Source organism: Mycobacterium sp. URHB0044, from assembly GCF_000620625.1.
Taxonomy (GTDB): Bacteria; Actinomycetota; Actinomycetes; order Mycobacteriales; family Mycobacteriaceae; genus Mycobacterium.
In genome coordinates this window covers 157,618-172,233 of record NZ_JIAW01000011.1, presented here as the reverse complement: position 1 = coordinate 172,233, position 14,616 = coordinate 157,618, and the positions used below count along the sequence as shown (strand labels likewise).

The 14,616-nt window shown below is 65.3% G+C and carries 13 protein-coding genes and 1 tRNA gene; 5 read left to right on the top strand and 9 right to left on the bottom strand.

What is annotated here, in order from left to right:
• Positions 1-69: 69 nt before the first annotated feature.
• Together N536_RS0122165 and N536_RS0122160 are read right to left on the bottom strand one after the other, a co-directional pair.
• On the bottom strand, positions 70-1,281 hold the full coding sequence (locus N536_RS0122165; RefSeq protein ID WP_029115620.1) for a branched-chain amino acid ABC transporter substrate-binding protein: 1,212 nt from the start codon (positions 1,279-1,281) through the stop codon (positions 70-72).
• A 176-nt stretch (positions 1,282-1,457) separates the two neighbouring features.
• Positions 1,458-2,069, bottom strand: coding sequence for an ANTAR domain-containing response regulator (locus tag N536_RS0122160; protein WP_029115619.1), 612 nt, complete (start codon positions 2,067-2,069; stop codon positions 1,458-1,460).
• A gap of 95 nt (positions 2,070-2,164) precedes the next feature.
• On the opposite strand from N536_RS0122160, the gene N536_RS0122155 reads away from it, so the two are divergent.
• Positions 2,165-2,241: transfer RNA gene (locus N536_RS0122155), tRNA-Leu, on the top strand.
• Positions 2,242-2,309: 68 nt separating this feature from the next.
• On the opposite strand, the gene N536_RS40835 is transcribed toward N536_RS0122155, so the two are convergent.
• Positions 2,310-4,301, bottom strand: a complete 1,992-nt coding sequence (locus N536_RS40835; RefSeq protein ID WP_197040201.1) for a cellulase family glycosylhydrolase — start codon at positions 4,299-4,301, stop codon at positions 2,310-2,312.
• 528 nt (positions 4,302-4,829) lie between these two features.
• Between N536_RS40835 and N536_RS0122145 the strand changes: the two genes are divergently transcribed.
• Complete coding sequence (locus N536_RS0122145; RefSeq protein ID WP_081809331.1) at positions 4,830-6,116, top strand: adenylate/guanylate cyclase domain-containing protein; 1,287 nt, start codon at positions 4,830-4,832, stop codon at positions 6,114-6,116.
• On the opposite strand, the gene N536_RS0122140 is transcribed toward N536_RS0122145, so the two are convergent.
• The 6 genes from N536_RS0122140 to N536_RS0122115 all read right to left on the bottom strand — a co-directional run bounded on the left by N536_RS0122140 (position 6,113) and on the right by N536_RS0122115 (position 11,155).
• Complete coding sequence (locus tag N536_RS0122140; protein ID WP_029115617.1) at positions 6,113-6,604, bottom strand: Dps family protein; 492 nt, start codon at positions 6,602-6,604, stop codon at positions 6,113-6,115. The genes N536_RS0122145 and N536_RS0122140 overlap by 4 nt on opposite strands.
• 111 nt (positions 6,605-6,715) lie before the next feature.
• Positions 6,716-7,375, bottom strand: a complete 660-nt coding sequence (locus tag N536_RS0122135; protein WP_029115616.1) for a response regulator transcription factor — start codon at positions 7,373-7,375, stop codon at positions 6,716-6,718.
• On the bottom strand, positions 7,362-8,522 hold the full coding sequence (macS, locus tag N536_RS0122130) for a MacS family sensor histidine kinase (protein ID WP_029115615.1): 1,161 nt from the start codon (positions 8,520-8,522) through the stop codon (positions 7,362-7,364). Before macS ends, N536_RS0122135 begins: the two co-directional genes overlap by 14 nt.
• A 5-nt stretch (positions 8,523-8,527) precedes the next feature.
• Positions 8,528-9,280: an amino acid ABC transporter ATP-binding protein gene (locus N536_RS0122125; RefSeq protein WP_029115614.1), complete on the bottom strand. Its 753-nt coding sequence runs from the start codon at positions 9,278-9,280 to the stop codon at positions 8,528-8,530.
• A gap of 29 nt (positions 9,281-9,309) precedes the next feature.
• Positions 9,310-10,176: an amino acid ABC transporter permease gene (locus N536_RS0122120; RefSeq protein WP_155948685.1), complete on the bottom strand. Its 867-nt coding sequence runs from the start codon at positions 10,174-10,176 to the stop codon at positions 9,310-9,312.
• A 94-nt stretch (positions 10,177-10,270) separates the two neighbouring features.
• A complete protein-coding gene (locus N536_RS0122115) occupies positions 10,271-11,155 on the bottom strand; it encodes an ABC transporter substrate-binding protein (protein ID WP_036437276.1) in 885 nt (294 codons plus the stop codon).
• 240 nt (positions 11,156-11,395) lie between these two features.
• On the opposite strand from N536_RS0122115, the gene N536_RS0122110 reads away from it, so the two are divergent.
• The 3 genes from N536_RS0122110 to cydB all read left to right on the top strand — a co-directional run bounded on the left by N536_RS0122110 (position 11,396) and on the right by cydB (position 14,599).
• A complete protein-coding gene (locus N536_RS0122110) occupies positions 11,396-11,992 on the top strand; it encodes an HdeD family acid-resistance protein (RefSeq protein ID WP_081809330.1) in 597 nt (198 codons plus the stop codon).
• A 107-nt stretch (positions 11,993-12,099) separates the two neighbouring features.
• Positions 12,100-13,548, top strand: a complete 1,449-nt coding sequence (locus tag N536_RS0122105) for a cytochrome ubiquinol oxidase subunit I (protein ID WP_029115610.1) — start codon at positions 12,100-12,102, stop codon at positions 13,546-13,548.
• A 10-nt stretch (positions 13,549-13,558) separates the two neighbouring features.
• Positions 13,559-14,599 (top strand): cytochrome d ubiquinol oxidase subunit II, encoded by a 1,041-nt coding sequence (gene cydB, locus N536_RS0122100; RefSeq protein WP_029115609.1) that lies wholly within the window; start codon positions 13,559-13,561, stop codon positions 14,597-14,599.
• The last annotated feature ends 17 nt before the right edge of the window (positions 14,600-14,616 follow it).

Below are 14,616 nucleotides of genomic sequence, written 5' to 3'. Positions count from 1 at the left end.
CTCCTCGCGGGATAACGGAGACGAGGCGCGCCCGAGCCGTCAGGTCTCGGACACGCCTCGTCTCAAGGGCTACTGAACCTTGAAGATCCAGATCAGGTTGGTGGTCAACTCTCCCTTGTCCGTCCACTGATACTTGCGTGCCACGCCTTGGCCGTTGTAGTTCTTCACGAAGTCCAGCAGCGCCGGGCGGGTGATGGCACCCGAGTCGATGCCCTTCAGCAGGATGGTGCCGAGGTCATAGCCCTCGACGCTGTAGGTGCCTGGCTCCTGTCCGAACTTCTTGGTGTACTCCTCGGCGAACGTCCCCGTCGCCGGGCCGCACGGGCAGCCAAGGATCGCGTCCTTCGACGCCTCGCCGGCCTGCTTGACGAACTCCGGGTCCTTGGTGCCGTCGGCGCTGACGAAGGTCGCCGTCACGCCGCCGTCCTTGAGCTGCTGGACCAACGGGGCCGCCTCGGCGTAGTAGCCGCCGTAGAACACCGCGTCCGGGCTGGCGCCCTTCACCTGGGTCACCGCGGCCGAGAAGTCCTTGTCGCCCTTCTTCACCTGGATGTTGCACGACGAATCCGCAACCGGCCCGAGGGTTTCGCGCACGGCGGTGGCCAGACCGAGGCCGTAGTCGGTGCTGTCGTCGATCACGCAGATCTTCTTGTACTTCAGCGTGTTCTTCAGGTAGTTGGCGATCGACGGACCCTGCACGCCGTCATTGGCAAGACCGCGGAAGAAGGTCTTCCAGCCGTTCTCGCTCAACGTGGGGTTGGTCGCCGACGCGGTGACCGCCACCAGTCCCGCTTGGTCGAACACCGTGCCGGTGGCCTTGGTCTCGCCGGAGAAGGCGGGACCGATCAGACCGATGGTGTACTGGTCGTCGACGATCTGCGGAGCGATGCCGGTGGCCTTCTGCGGATCGCCCTCCGTGTCGAACGGCTTCAGCTGCACCTGGCAGCCGGGGTTCGCGGCATTGTGCTTGTCGATGGCGAGCTGCACGCCGTTCTTGATGTTGATGCCGAGTGCGGCGTCGGGACCGTTGAGGGCACCGGCCATTGCGATCGACACCGGCGGGCACGTCGCCTTGCCGTCACCGGCGGGGTCGGCGGGTGCGGCGCCTTCGGCGGACTTCACCTCGCCGCCGTTCTCGTCGATTTGCACCTGCTCGACGATCTTCAAGTTGGCTTGCGACGTGTTGTCTTCTGGGGCGGACTGATTGCAGCCGGCAATGCCAAGCACAACCAAGCCCGCGCTACCGAGAGCAAATGCACTCCGTGCCACGCGACCTCGCACGTTCTACCTCCGAGTCAGAGTTGTCATCGGCATCGAGCGTTCAGCGCACGTCTGCCGTCCGCCGATGCTTCGGGTAGAACATAGCCAACGCGTGGCCGTAGTGCGTGATGTTGGCCAATGCAGCCTGCGTATCCGCTGTGTCGGCGCGTAAAACGGCGGGTCTCGAAACCAATTCGTTACGCGTTGCCCGGCACGTCCAATGTTTCCAACACGACTTCGGCCACGTGCTTCATGGTGGTTCGGCGATCCATTGCCGCACGCTGGATCCACTTGAACGCTTCGGGTTCGGTCATCCCCTGCTTCTGTTGGAGCAAACCCTTCGCGCGCTCAACCAACTTGCGGGTCTCGAGCCGATCCGTCAGCGTGGCGACTTCTCTTTCCAGCACGGTGATCTCGCTGAAACGGCTAACGGCCACCTCGATGGCGGGAATGAGGTCGGTGATCGAGAACGGCTTCACCAAATACGCCATCGCTCCGGCGTCCCTTGCCCGCTCGACGAGGTCGCGCTGCGAGAAGGCCGTGAGCACCACGATCGGGGCGATGCGCTTGCTGGCGATCTCGGAGGCCGCGTCGATGCCGTCACGACGGGGCATCTTCACGTCCATGATCACCAGATCGGGCTTGAGACGCTCCGCGAGCTCGACGGCCTCCTGGCCATCGCCAGCCTCCCCGACCACGTCGTAACCCTCCTCACGGAGCATTTCGGCGAGATCGAGGCGAATGAGTGCTTCATCCTCGGCGATGAGTACACGGCGCGCCTTGTCGGCGTCCCTCGTTGGCCCGGTCATGTGCACATTGTGGCGTGGCGAGCGCTGATCAGCGACCTCGGGGGCGTGACGAGCCCGACGAGCAATCATCTATGGTGGAAAACCGCACGAGCTGAGCCCTCGTATCCCAACTGGCAGAGGAAACGGATTCAAAACCCGTCCAGTGTGAGTTCGAATCTCACCGAGGGCACCAAGGCAGGCCAAAGGCCCTCAACGCGACGTTGAGGGCCTCTGGTCTGCAGGACGCAGGCGAAGTGACGCCTAGCTCGTTCCACCGTCGGCCGAAGCGCCTTCCGCTGCCGCGGTCGCGCCCGACGAGACGGACTCCGGATTGCCCTTCACCTCGGTGCCGGAGGCACCGCCGTGGGTGCCCTGCGTGTGCCGACCGGAGCCCCCCTCGCGGTCCCGGTCCTTGCTCGTGTTGGTCCCGCCATCCGTCGTTCCGGACTTGCCGGCATCGGCGCCCGGCTTCGTGTGCTCACCCGCCTTACCCGGCTCGGTGGACGACCCGGCGGAAGGCGTTGTGCCGCTTGGCGTTCCGGCCGGCTCGGTGCCGTTGGGCTTGGTGGTCACGGGCTCCGTCGTCTCCGGCTTCGTGGTCTCCGGCTTCGTGACGACCGGCTCCGTGGTCTCCGGCTTCGTGACGACCGGCTCCGTGACGGTCGGTTCCGTGACGACCGGCTTGGTGACGACCGGCTCCGTGGTCTCCGGCTTCGTGACGACGGGCTCGGTGACGGCCGGCTCGGCCTCCTCGGCAGTGGTCTCGTCCGTCGCGGTTTCCTCGGTTGCGGTCCCGTCCGTGGCCGCCTCCTCGGTCGCCTTGACCTCGGTCGCCTTGCCTTCGGTCGTGCCCTCGCCCTTGGTGGCCTTTGCCTCCTCGGTGTCCGTCGCCGTACCTTCCGGGTCGCCGCTCAGGCTCGACTCTTCAGTTGAATCGACCGACGCGATCTTGAGCGCCAAGGTCTGCGTCGTCTCAGCGACCGCGGCCGGACCGCCCAGTCCACCAAAGACGTTGGTGATGGCGGTGACGATCGTGTTCAAGAAGGCCTGCACCTGCGCAGCGAAGGCTTGCACCTGCGCAGCGATCGCCTGGAACAGCGCCGTAAGTGGATTCACGGGCGGGGTACCCGGGTCGCCCGGACCCGTGGGCACCTGCGGATGCGCCGCGATCCATGCCGCGAGCATGCCGGAGACGCTGTAGGTAACGCCCCCCACCGTGTACCACTTCTGGCCGCCACTGTCGGTCCACAGGCCCATTTGGGCACCGGGATCCGTGCTGCCCGCTTGGTCCTGGCCGGTGTAGATGAAGACCGGGCCGGCTTGCGAGTAGTTCTGCCAGGTGTCGAGGAGGTCCTTGATCCACTCGGCCTGTTGCTGATAGCTGGCGGCGTCGGTGCTGGCGACGCCGTATTCGCTGATCCAGATGCTCTTGGTGAGTCCGACCATGGCCTTGATCGCGTCGAGCTGCTCACGTGGCGTCAGCAGGTTGGGCTGACACGTCGGGCACGATCCGGAGAACGGAATGTCGTCGCTGTACGGATGGAACGACAGGGCGTCGAAGAATGGCCCGGCTCCCGCGTCGAGCATCCGCTGGACGAACGTGACGGGATCCATCGTGAACGGGCCGGTCTGGGTGGCACCCACCGCGCCGGCGACGACGTTGGCCGTCGGATCGGCCGCCTTGATCACCGGGTACACCGCGGCCAACAGCGCCGCGTAGGACTCGGGGTCGATGGGATTGGAGAACTGGACGTAGTTGGGCTCGTTCCAGATCTCGTAGGCCGAGACGATCGAGGCGAAGCTGGTATTCACACCGCCGACCGTCGTGGTGTGCGCCGTGAAGGCGCTCATGAACTCGGCGAACTTCGCGGGGTTGGGCGTCGACGACCCTGGCGGGAACGAGGGATTGCTGGGGTCCGTCGCCGCCCAGTTGGGCGTCGCGTTGACCTCGGCCATGACACCCATGTTGCGGGCCGCCGCGGCCGACATGAGTTGGTCCATGTACGTCCAGTTGTAAGTGTTGTCTGCCGGCTCGACGAGGCCCCACGGCACGAACACGCGGATGTTCTGCACCCCGATCGCCTGGAGGGCGTCCAGCTGCTCGTTGATCTCCGCTACCGAGGCGCCATAGAGAGGTGACTCGGCTACGCCGACGGTGTTCGGCGCAACGACGATCTCGGCGACGGGGGTGTACTCATATGAAGCGACACGGGGCGGTGAGATGAAGATTCCGCTTGCGTACGCGCTTGCCATCGCGGCTGGAATCGCCGCGATTATGGCGCGCGTCGCAATAGCGCGAAACAACGTGCCTCGGCACTTGTTCATGCGTTGACCCTCTTTCGTTCGTGACCGAAGTTTCGACATCGTCGTCAACTGGTCGCCCTAATTTACTCACTCGACAGCAAATATGTCCCGCTATCCATAACAAGCGCAAGTTAACTTTGCCCGTATAGCCGCAGCTCAACCTGGCACAGGCTGCAGTTTTCACCAAATCCAACCCGCATAGCAAATAAACCGGGGAATGGTATGAATTAGCATATAGGCGGCCTACCTAGTCCGTGGACCGCCCAAAAGTCCTGTTCGTGGCCTTTGTTGCGACACAAACGCATGGTGGCTGACGGCAACGACAATAGCGGCACCCCGTGCCACATTAGCTACAGCCAATAAAGACCAAGAGCATGGTCGGGGCGCCGATAGTACGGCAAACTAATATTGACTTTGGCGCCAATAACTTCAGCAAGCGCACGACACCCCGCGAGTTACTCTCTAGTAGTGGCGGTCATGGACGACAGCGCCCATGCGGGAGGCCTGAACCCGCCCCGCCGGCGTGGCGCGTGCGTGCCGAACGTCGCGCTCGAGATCAGGTGCACCGGCCGGACACAACACCGGGCGGAAAGCACCGCGCGGCACCAGCGGGTGCTCACCGTGACGACCCAAATCGCGGCCGCCGTCAGCGTGCTGTTCGGCGTCCAGCAGTTCCTCATCGCCCGCGATACGCAGTGGATCGGATACCTCAACCTGGTGAGTGCGGTCGTGTTCCTGCTCATCCCGCGGCTCTACCGGTTCGGCGACGTGGTGCCGCCGATCGTCTTCTTCGCCGTCGCATACACGTCGATCACGGTCTCCTCGGTCTACATCGGGAGCGGGATCGGCCTGCACTTCTACTTCGTCGTCGCGGCGGCCATCGTGGTGCTGGTTCTGGGGATCGAACGCATCGTGCTGGCTTCGGTCCTGGCTGCACTCGGCGCCGGGGCGGTCATCGCGCTCGAACTGCTCGTCCCGCACAACACCGGCAGTCAGCCAGACTGGGCGTTCACCACGGGTTTCATCGTCAACACGATCGCCGCATGGGTGTTGGTCGTGGCGACGGTCGGGTCCGCACTGCGCGAGATCGCAAGGGCCGAGCGCGCAATGGAGATCGAGTACCGACGTTCCGAGTCGCTGCTAGCCAACATCTTGCCTGCCTCGATAGCCGCACGTCTGAAGGATCCGGCCCACAACATCATCGCCGACAAGTACGACGACGCATCCATCCTGTTCGCGGACATCGCCGGCTACACCAAGCGCGCCAGCGACACGACGCCGACCGAGCTCGTCCGCTTCCTCGACGCCCTCTACACCGATTTGGACGCCCTCGTCGACCGCCACGGCCTCGAAAAGGTCAAGACGAGCGGCGATTCGTACATGGTCGTCAGTGGCGTACCCCTGGCACGGCCCGACCACCTCGAGGCGCTGGCGGGCCTTGCGCTGGACATGGCCGACGCCGTGGCCGACCTCAAGGATCCGCAGGGCCGCGCGGTGCCGCTACGAATCGGCCTCGCGGCGGGCCCTGTGGTCGCGGGCGTGGTCGGTGCCCGCAAGTTCTTCTACGACGTCTGGGGCGATGCGGTGAACGTGGCCTCCCGCATGGAGACCACGGACGTCGAAGGCCGGATTCAGGTGCCCGATGACGTCTATCGGCGCCTGCTGCGAGGCTTCAGCTTCGAGGAACGCGGCGAGATAGACGTCAAGGGAAAGGGCGTCATGCACACGTGGTACCTGACGGGCCGACGCGCCCTACCGGCTTAGACCTTGCGGTTCTCCGACTTGATCAGCCAGGCCAACTTCTCCAGGCCGTCGATGAGCTGATGCAGGATGTCGGCAGTGCTCGGGTCTTCGGCATCCACGTCATCGTGCACCGCACGCATCGTCTCGACCGCCGCGTACACGCGAGCGGTGATCAGGTCGACGGCCTCGGTGGTGCTGATTTCGTAGGCGGGGAACTGCGGCAGCGTCGTGGTCGCCGCCACGGTGTCCGACCGGCCGTCCGGGACCGCGTCCAGCGCCCGCAGGCGCTCCGCGATGGTGTCACTGCCCGTGCGGGCGAAGTCGACGAGTTCATCGAGCTGCAGATGCAGGTCGCGGAAGTTGGTGCCCACCACGTTCCAATGCGCCTGCTTGCCTTGCAGATGTAGCTCGATCAGGTCCGCCAATACGCGCTGCAGATTGCCCGCGAGCTCTGGCGAGGCCTGGAAAGTGGCGATCTCGGCGTCGTTTCGACGGTTCGCACTAGTCATCATGGACTCCCTTCGTTCACCACCTACAACAGCCAAATGACCGCGGCGCATTGCATTTCCGCCGGTGAGAGCCCTCACACCGGCGGGTCCTGCCGGTCCTGTTGGGCCGACTTACTCCTTGTCGAGACCGTGTTCGATGGCGTAGCGGGCCAGTTCGACCCGGTTGGCCACCTGCAGCTTCCGGAACGTCGCCTGCACGTGGTTCTCGACGGTGCGGTGACTCAACGACAACCGTTCCGCGATCTGCCTTGCGGTCAGTCCCTTCGCGACATGCCGCAGGACTTCGGTCTCGCGTTCGGTGAGGCTTGGCGTTGCCGACCCCGCGTCGGTACGTGCCATCCGCCGGTACTCCCCCAGCACCAGACCGGCGAGTCCGGGGGTGAAGACGGCACGGCCTTCGCCGGTGGCACGCACGGCGGCGGCCAACTCGGCCTTCGACGCGCTCTTGACCAGATAGCCGGTGGCGCCGGCCTTTACGGCCTCCAGCACGTCGTCGCGCTCATCGGACGCCGAGAGCACGAGGATCCTCGACGACGGAGACACCGCCAGTACCTCGGCCGTCGCGGTGGCACCCGTGCCGTCCGCCAAGCGCATGTCCATCACCACGACGTCGGGTTTCACGACCGCGGCGCGCCGTCGGGCGGACGCGACGCCGTCGGCCGTGGCAACCACGTCGAATCCGTCCTCGGCGAGGTCGCGGGCCACCGCGTCCCGCCAGATCGGATGGTCGTCGACCACCATCACCCGGTACTCGCGCTCAACGTCTGCCATCACGTCCGCCCGATCTGTTGACAGTGAGCTCCCATTCGGTGCCCGCGCCGGGCGCCGACGTCAGATGCGCGCTGCCGCCTAGCCAATTCATCCGGCCCACAATCGATTTCGCCACACCGACACGGCCCTCCGACACCGCCTGATCGAGGCGACCCACCTCGATACCCACTCCGTCGTCGCGGATGCTGACCACCACCGAGTCCCCGAGATCCTCGAGCAACACGAAGGCGTGCGCGTCGGCTCCAGCGTGCGCGATGACGTTGTCAAGGGCGTTGGCCACTGCGGCGTCCACCTCGGTCGCGACGGACGCGTCCAACGGCACGGGGGTGGCGGGCAGACTAACCGACACTCGATCACTGGCGCGGGCTCGGAGCAGGGCGGACAGGTCGGTGGTCGTCGTGGCGCTCCCCACCGGAGGATCCGTACTTCCCCGGCTGACCAGGCGCCGCAACGCCCGCTCCTGTTCGCCCGCCAGTTCGGCCAATTCCCCGGTGGCTCCGCCGATCTCACGGCCGCGCCGGGCGACGAGCGCAAGCACCTGGATGGCACCGTCGTGAACCTCGCGGAACAACCGTTCGCGTTCGCCGAGCGACGCGGCAAGTCGTGCCGCCTCCTGCAGTTCGGCGTGCGCACGCCGGGCAGTCTGCGCGGCCATTCCGACCGCAAGACCCACGGCGAGCTCGATGACGATCGTGGCGTTGCGGCTCACGTCGACGCTCACGTAGCCCTTCAACACCGCGCTCGCCGCCACCACCAAGAGGCCGGTGCCCATGCCTGCGATCGGCCCGAGCAGGATGGCGGCGGAGATCGTCGCGTTGGTGGCCCACAAGGTCGTCGGCCACGACTGGTTGTCAGCCACCCACTCGTCGGACGCCACCCACTCGGTCGACAGCACCAACGCCACGACGACCGCCACCTCCGCGATCACCCAGGCGAGTCGGCGGCCGTAACCCTGCAAGTAGGCCGCCGCGCACGCGACGCTCCAGCCGATCAGCACCGCGAAGAGCGCCCATCCGACCGCCGGCCGGTCCAGTTCGGCGTTGACCGCGATCTGGAAGCCGAGGGCGTAGATGCAACTCAGCAGACGGAAGACCTGCGCCGCCCGCCACAGTGGAGCGGCCGGGTCCGGTGCGCGTGCCGCCGGCATCACCGCTACATCACCTTGGACAGAAACGCCTTCGTACGTTCGTGCTTGGGGTTGCTCAATACCTCGCGTGGGTTGCCGCTCTCCATGATCACTCCCGCGTCCATGAACACGAGTTGGTCGGCGACCTCACGGGCGAAGCCCATTTCGTGGGTGACCACGACCATCGTCATGCCCTCGCTAGCGAGCTTCTTCATGACGCCGAGCACCTCGCCCACCAGTTCGGGGTCGAGGGCAGAAGTCGGTTCGTCGAACAGCATTAGTTTGGGGTCCATCGCCAGCGCCCGCGCGATGGCCACGCGCTGCTGCTGACCGCCGGATAGCTGGGCCGGGTAGGCGGTTGCCTTCTCGGCCAAACCGACCTGCTCGAGCAGATCCTTGCCGCGGGCAATCGCGGCAGCCTTCTTCATGCCCTTGACATGTATCGGTGCCTCGATGATGTTGTCCAGCGCGGTGCGGTGCGGAAAGAGATTGAAGTGCTGGAACACCATCCCGATGTCGCGGCGCTGTTTCGCGGCCTCACGGGGCGGCATTTCGTGCAGTTTGTCGCCGCGCTCGCGGTAGCCGATGAGGTCGCCGTCGACGTAGAGCCGACCGGCATTCACCTGTTCCAAGTGGTTGATGCAGCGCAGGAACGTCGACTTGCCCGAACCCGAGGGCCCGACGAGGACGAGCACCTGCCCCCTGCCGATCTCGAGCGTCACACCCTTGAGCACCTGGAGCGCGCCAAAGTTCTTGCAGACGCTCTCGGCCTTCACCATGGGCTGCGACGCGGCGTCGGATACGGCCGTCATAGGTGCGTCTCCCCCAACTGCGCCTTCGCCAGCGCCTCGAGTTGCTTGGTGGTCAGCTTGCGTGAGGCGCCGCGGGAGAAGTAGCGCTCCAGGTAGAACTGACCGACCATCAGCACGCTGGTGATCGCCAAATACCAGGTGGCGGCAACCATGAGCAACGGTATCGGCTGGAAGATCACCGACGAGATGTCACGTGTCTTGGTGTACAGCTCCAGTGTGAACGGCACGGCGGTGACCAGCGACGTGGTCTTCAGCATGCTGATGACCTCGTTGCCGGTCGGCGGAATGATCACGCGCATCGCCTGCGGAAGCACGGTGCGCCGCATGGTCATCGCCCACGACATGCCCAGTGCCGTCGATGCTTCCGACTGTCCCTCTGGCACCGAACTGATACCGGCGCGGATGATCTCGGCCATGTAGGCGGACTCGTTGAGGCCCAGACCGACGACCGCGAGCACGAAGGCGATGGACAGGCCCTGCAGGTTGAAGTGGAAGAACGTCGGCCCAAACGGTATGCCCAACTGGATGTTTCGATAGATCGTGGGGAACAGACCCCAGAACACCAGCTGCACGTAAACCGGTGTGCCGCGGAAGATCCACAGGTACACCCAGGCGACCGAGCGGAACACCGGGTTCGGCGAGAGCCGCATCACGGCAAGCATCACGCCGAGCGCGATGGCGAGAGCCATCGAATACACGGTGAGCTGCACGGTGACCCACGCAGCCGCTGACACCCGTTGGTCGAACAGGTACTTGCTGTACGTGGACCATCCGTACGCGTCGTTGGTCGCCGCGCCCCACAGGAACAGCAGCACCAGGACGACGATGACGATCGCCGCCACCCACCGCCACGGATGCCGCATGGGTACGGCATGAATGGTCGCAGGACTGGTGGGTGGCGACGACGCGTCAACGGTCACGGGCGGTCCTATCGTCTCTTGGCGCAGGCGCTCATCGTCAGCTGACTGCGCCGTTCACGACCGGCTTGTCGATCATGCCTTGTTCGACACCCCAGTTCGTCGCGATGGTCTTGTAGTCACCGGTTTCGATGAGGTGCTCCAAGGCCTTCTGCAGCGACTGCGCCAGCGGTGAGCCCTTCTTGACCGGCCAGCCGTAGGGAGCGGCGTCGGCGATCTCACCGGCGGGCTCCAGCTTGCCCTGGCTCTGCTTGATCGCGTACGCGGTCACCGGCGAGTCTGCCGACATGGCGTCGGCCTGACCGAGGACCACCGCATTGGTGGCGGCGTCCTGCCCGTCGAACTTGAGGATCTCGATGGGCGGCTTGCCGGCGTCGGTGCACGCCTTGCTCTTGGCGGGCAATTCGTCGACCTCTTCGGTCGTCGTGGCCTGCACGGCGACCTTCTTGCCGCAGGCGTTGTTGGGATCGACGGGCGTTCCTGGCCGCTGCGCCCACTGGATGCCCGCGGAGAAGTAGGTGACGAAGTCGACCGTCGCCTCGCGTTCCTTGGTATCGGTGAACGACGACATGCCCACGTTGTACGTACCGCCCTCGATGGACGGGATGATCTTGGCGAAATCCGATTCCCGGTACTCCGGGGTGAGACCCAGCGTGGAGGCGATGGCGTTCATCAGGTCGACGTCGAAGCCGACGATCTTGCCGCTGGGATCCTTGAATTCGTTGGGCGCGTAGGGAACGTTCACGCCGACGATCAACTTGCCGGAGGACTTGATGTCCTCGGGAACGGTGTTGGCGATCTCATCGACCTTGCCCGCGGCCGCGGCAGTGGTGCTCGTCGACGGGCCGGAACTGTCCGTATTGTTCGCGCATCCCGACACTGCCAGTGCGCCGGTCGCGGCAAAAACCGCAGCAATGCGCCACATCTTCCCACCTGACACGAGTTGCCTCATCTTTCTGCATCGGGTCGTCTGTCGCCGTCATCATCCGACGACGTCAACGACCGTGGACCCAGCACGCACTGCCGGTAACGGAACACTAGCCGGGTGTTGACGCCGCGGTAGGTGAAACTTAACGCCGGTCGTCGAACACCGCTGTCTGGACAATTGACGACGGTGCCGGAGAACGTCCACGCGCAGGGGAAACGCTGTGACAGAATCGCGCGCATGACAACTCCTGCTCCCCCGAGTCTGCTGCCACACCTGTGGAAGTCGGCTCTGATCTCCGGCGTGTTGGCCGTCGCGCTCGGCGCGGCAGTCGTGGCGTGGCCGCAGATCTCGATCACCGTCGCCGCGATCTTCTTCGGCGCCTACCTGCTGGTGACGGGTATCCAGCAGGTGGTCTTCGCGTTCAGCCTGCACGTGTCGGCGGGCGGACGGGTGCTGCTGTTCATCAGTGGCGCCGCGTCGTTGATCCTTGCCGTTCTCGCCTTCCGGCACCTCTACGACGCGGTGTTGTTGATGGCCATCTGGATCGCCGTCGGCTTCGTCTTCCGTGGCGTGGCGACAACGGTTTCCGCGATCAGCGACCCGACCCTGCCCGGCCGCTGGTGGAACGTCTTCGTCGGCATCATCAGCCTCATCGCCGGTGTCGTGGTCCTGGCGTCGCCGTTCGAGTCGCTGGCCACCCTCGCGCTGGTCGTCGGCATCTGGCTGATCGTCATCGGCGTCATGGAGGTCGTGACGGCGTTCGGCATCCGCAGCGCCACCAAGAAGGCGCAGCCCTTGCCGCCCAAGGTGGAGTCGCCCGCCGCCGCGGAGTGACGCCGTAAGACCCTTCCGGTCCAGGTCGAAAGACCCTAGTGACTGGGCGGCGCATCGCTACTACACTCTGTCGTAGAGATTACCGGCAGCCCTGGGAGACGGTGTACATGGACGCGCTCGACGTGTCACGCTGGCAGTTCGGCATCACCACCGTCTATCACTTCATCTTCGTCCCGCTGACCATCGGCCTGGCCCCCCTCATCGCCGTCATGCAGACGGTGTGGGTGGTCACCGACAATGCGGCGTGGTACCGGCTGACCCGGTTCTTCGGCAAGTTGTTCCTGATCAACTTCGCCCTCGGCGTCGCGACGGGCATCGTCCAGGAGTTCCAGTTCGGCATGAACTGGAGCGAGTACTCGCGATTCGTCGGCGACGTCTTCGGCGCCCCGCTCGCGATGGAGGGGCTGGTCGCCTTCTTCTTCGAGTCGACGTTCATCGGGCTCTGGATCTTTGGCTGGACCCGCCTGCCCCGCCTGGTGCACCTGGCGTGCATCTGGGTCGTCGCCGCCGCGGTGAACATGTCGGCGTTCTTCATCATCGCCGCGAACTCGTTCATGCAGCATCCCGTTGGGGCGCACTTCAACCCCGAGACCGGTCGCGCCGAACTGACCAGCATCGTGGCGTTGTTCACCAACAACACGGCCATTGCTGCCTTCTCGCACGCCGTGGCGGGGGCCTTCCTCACCGCGGGCACGTTCGTCGCAGGCGTATGCGCCTGGTGGCTGGTCAAGGGCCGCGCATCCGACGAGGCCCGCACGATGTACCGGCCCGCGACGATCCTGGGTTGCCTGGTCGCGCTGGCGGCGGCCGTTGGCCTGTTCTTCACCGGCGATTCCCAGGGCAAGCTGATGTTTCAGCAGCAGCCGATGAAGATGGCAAGCGCGGAATCGTTGTGCCACACCGAAACCGATCCGGACTTCTCCATCCTCACCGTCGGGACGCACAACAACTGCGACAGCGTCACCCACCTCATCGAGGTGCCCTACGTGCTGCCGTTCCTCGCCGAGGGAAAGTTCAGCGGCGTTCGCCTGGAGGGCGTGAAGGACCTTCAGGAGCAGTACCAAACCAAGTTCGGGCCCGGCGACTACCGTCCGAACCTGTTCGTCACCTACTGGTCCTTCCGGGCGATGATCGGATTGCTCGCCGTCCCAGTGCTGTTCGCGCTCGTCGCGCTGTGGCTCACTCGGCGCGGGCGCATCCCCGACCAACGCTGGTTCTCCTGGTTCGCCCTTCTCGTGCTGCCCACGCCGTTCCTCGCCAACAGCGCCGGATGGGTGTTCACCGAGATGGGCAGGCAACCGTGGGTGGTGGTGCCCAACCCGACCGGCGACCAGATGCTCCGACTGACCGTCGATCAAGGCGTGTCGGGACATTCGGCGCCCATGGTGTTGACGTCGCTCATTCTGTTCACGACGGTCTACGCGGGGCTGGCGGTGATCTGGTTCTGGCTGATCCGCCGTTACGTCGTCGAGGGGCCCCTGGAACACGACTCCGAGCCCGCGCCGCCGAAGCCACCGGGCGACGACGAGATCGCACCCCTTTCGTTCGCGTACTGAGGAGCAATCCGTGGCACTACAGGACTTCTGGTTCATCGCCTTGGCGGCACTCTTCGTGGGCTTCTTCGTGCTCGAGGGCTTCGACTTCGGCGTCGGCATGCTGATGAAACCCCTCGGTCGAGTGGCGATGGGCGACCGCGAGCAGCACGAGCGCGCGGTGCTCAACACGATCGGACCGGTGTGGGACGGCAACGAGGTGTGGTTGATCACCGCCGGCGGCGCGATGTTCGCGGCCTTCCCGGGGATGTACGCCACCGTCTTCTCGGGGCTCTATCTGCCGCTGCTGGTGATCCTGCTGTCGATGATCCTGCGCATCTGCGCCATCGAGTGGCGCGGCAAGATCGACGATCCACAGTGGCGCGGTTGGGCCGACCTCGGCATCGGGCTCGGCTCCTGGCTGCCCGCCGCCCTCTGGGGTGTCGCCTTCGCGGCTTTGGCGCGCGGCCTTCCGGTCGGCGCCGACAAACAGATCGACCTGACCGTCGCCGCCATCCTCAACCCCTACACACTGCTCGGCGGACTGGCGACCGCCGGCCTGTTCGCCTTCCACGGCGCGGTGTACATCCGGCTCAAGACCGAAGGGGCCGTTCGCGACGACGCGATTCGGTTCGCGACTCGACTCGCGCTGCCCGTGACCGTGGTGGTGGCCGGGTTCGGACTGTGGACTCAGCTGGCGCATGGCAAGAGCTGGACGTGGTTGATCCTGGGCATCGCGGTCGTCGCGCAACTGTCGGCCGTCATGTTGGTATGGAGCCGGGGCGGTGACGGCTGGACGTTCGTGGCGACGACGGTGGTCGTGGCCGCCGTCGTGACGCTGTTGTTCGCGGTGCTCTATCCCAACCTGGTGCCGTCGACGCTGAACCCCGACTGGAGCCTCACCGTGGCCAACGCGTCGTCGACGCCCTACACCCTGAAGATCATGAGCTGGGCCGCCGCGATCTTCGCTCCGCTCGTCATCGGCTATCAGTCGTGGACGTATTGGGTCTTCCGGCAACGCATCTCAGCGGCGCGGATTCCGGAGCCGATCGGTCTGTCGCGGCGCGTGACGTGAACCGCCTGCACGCCTCG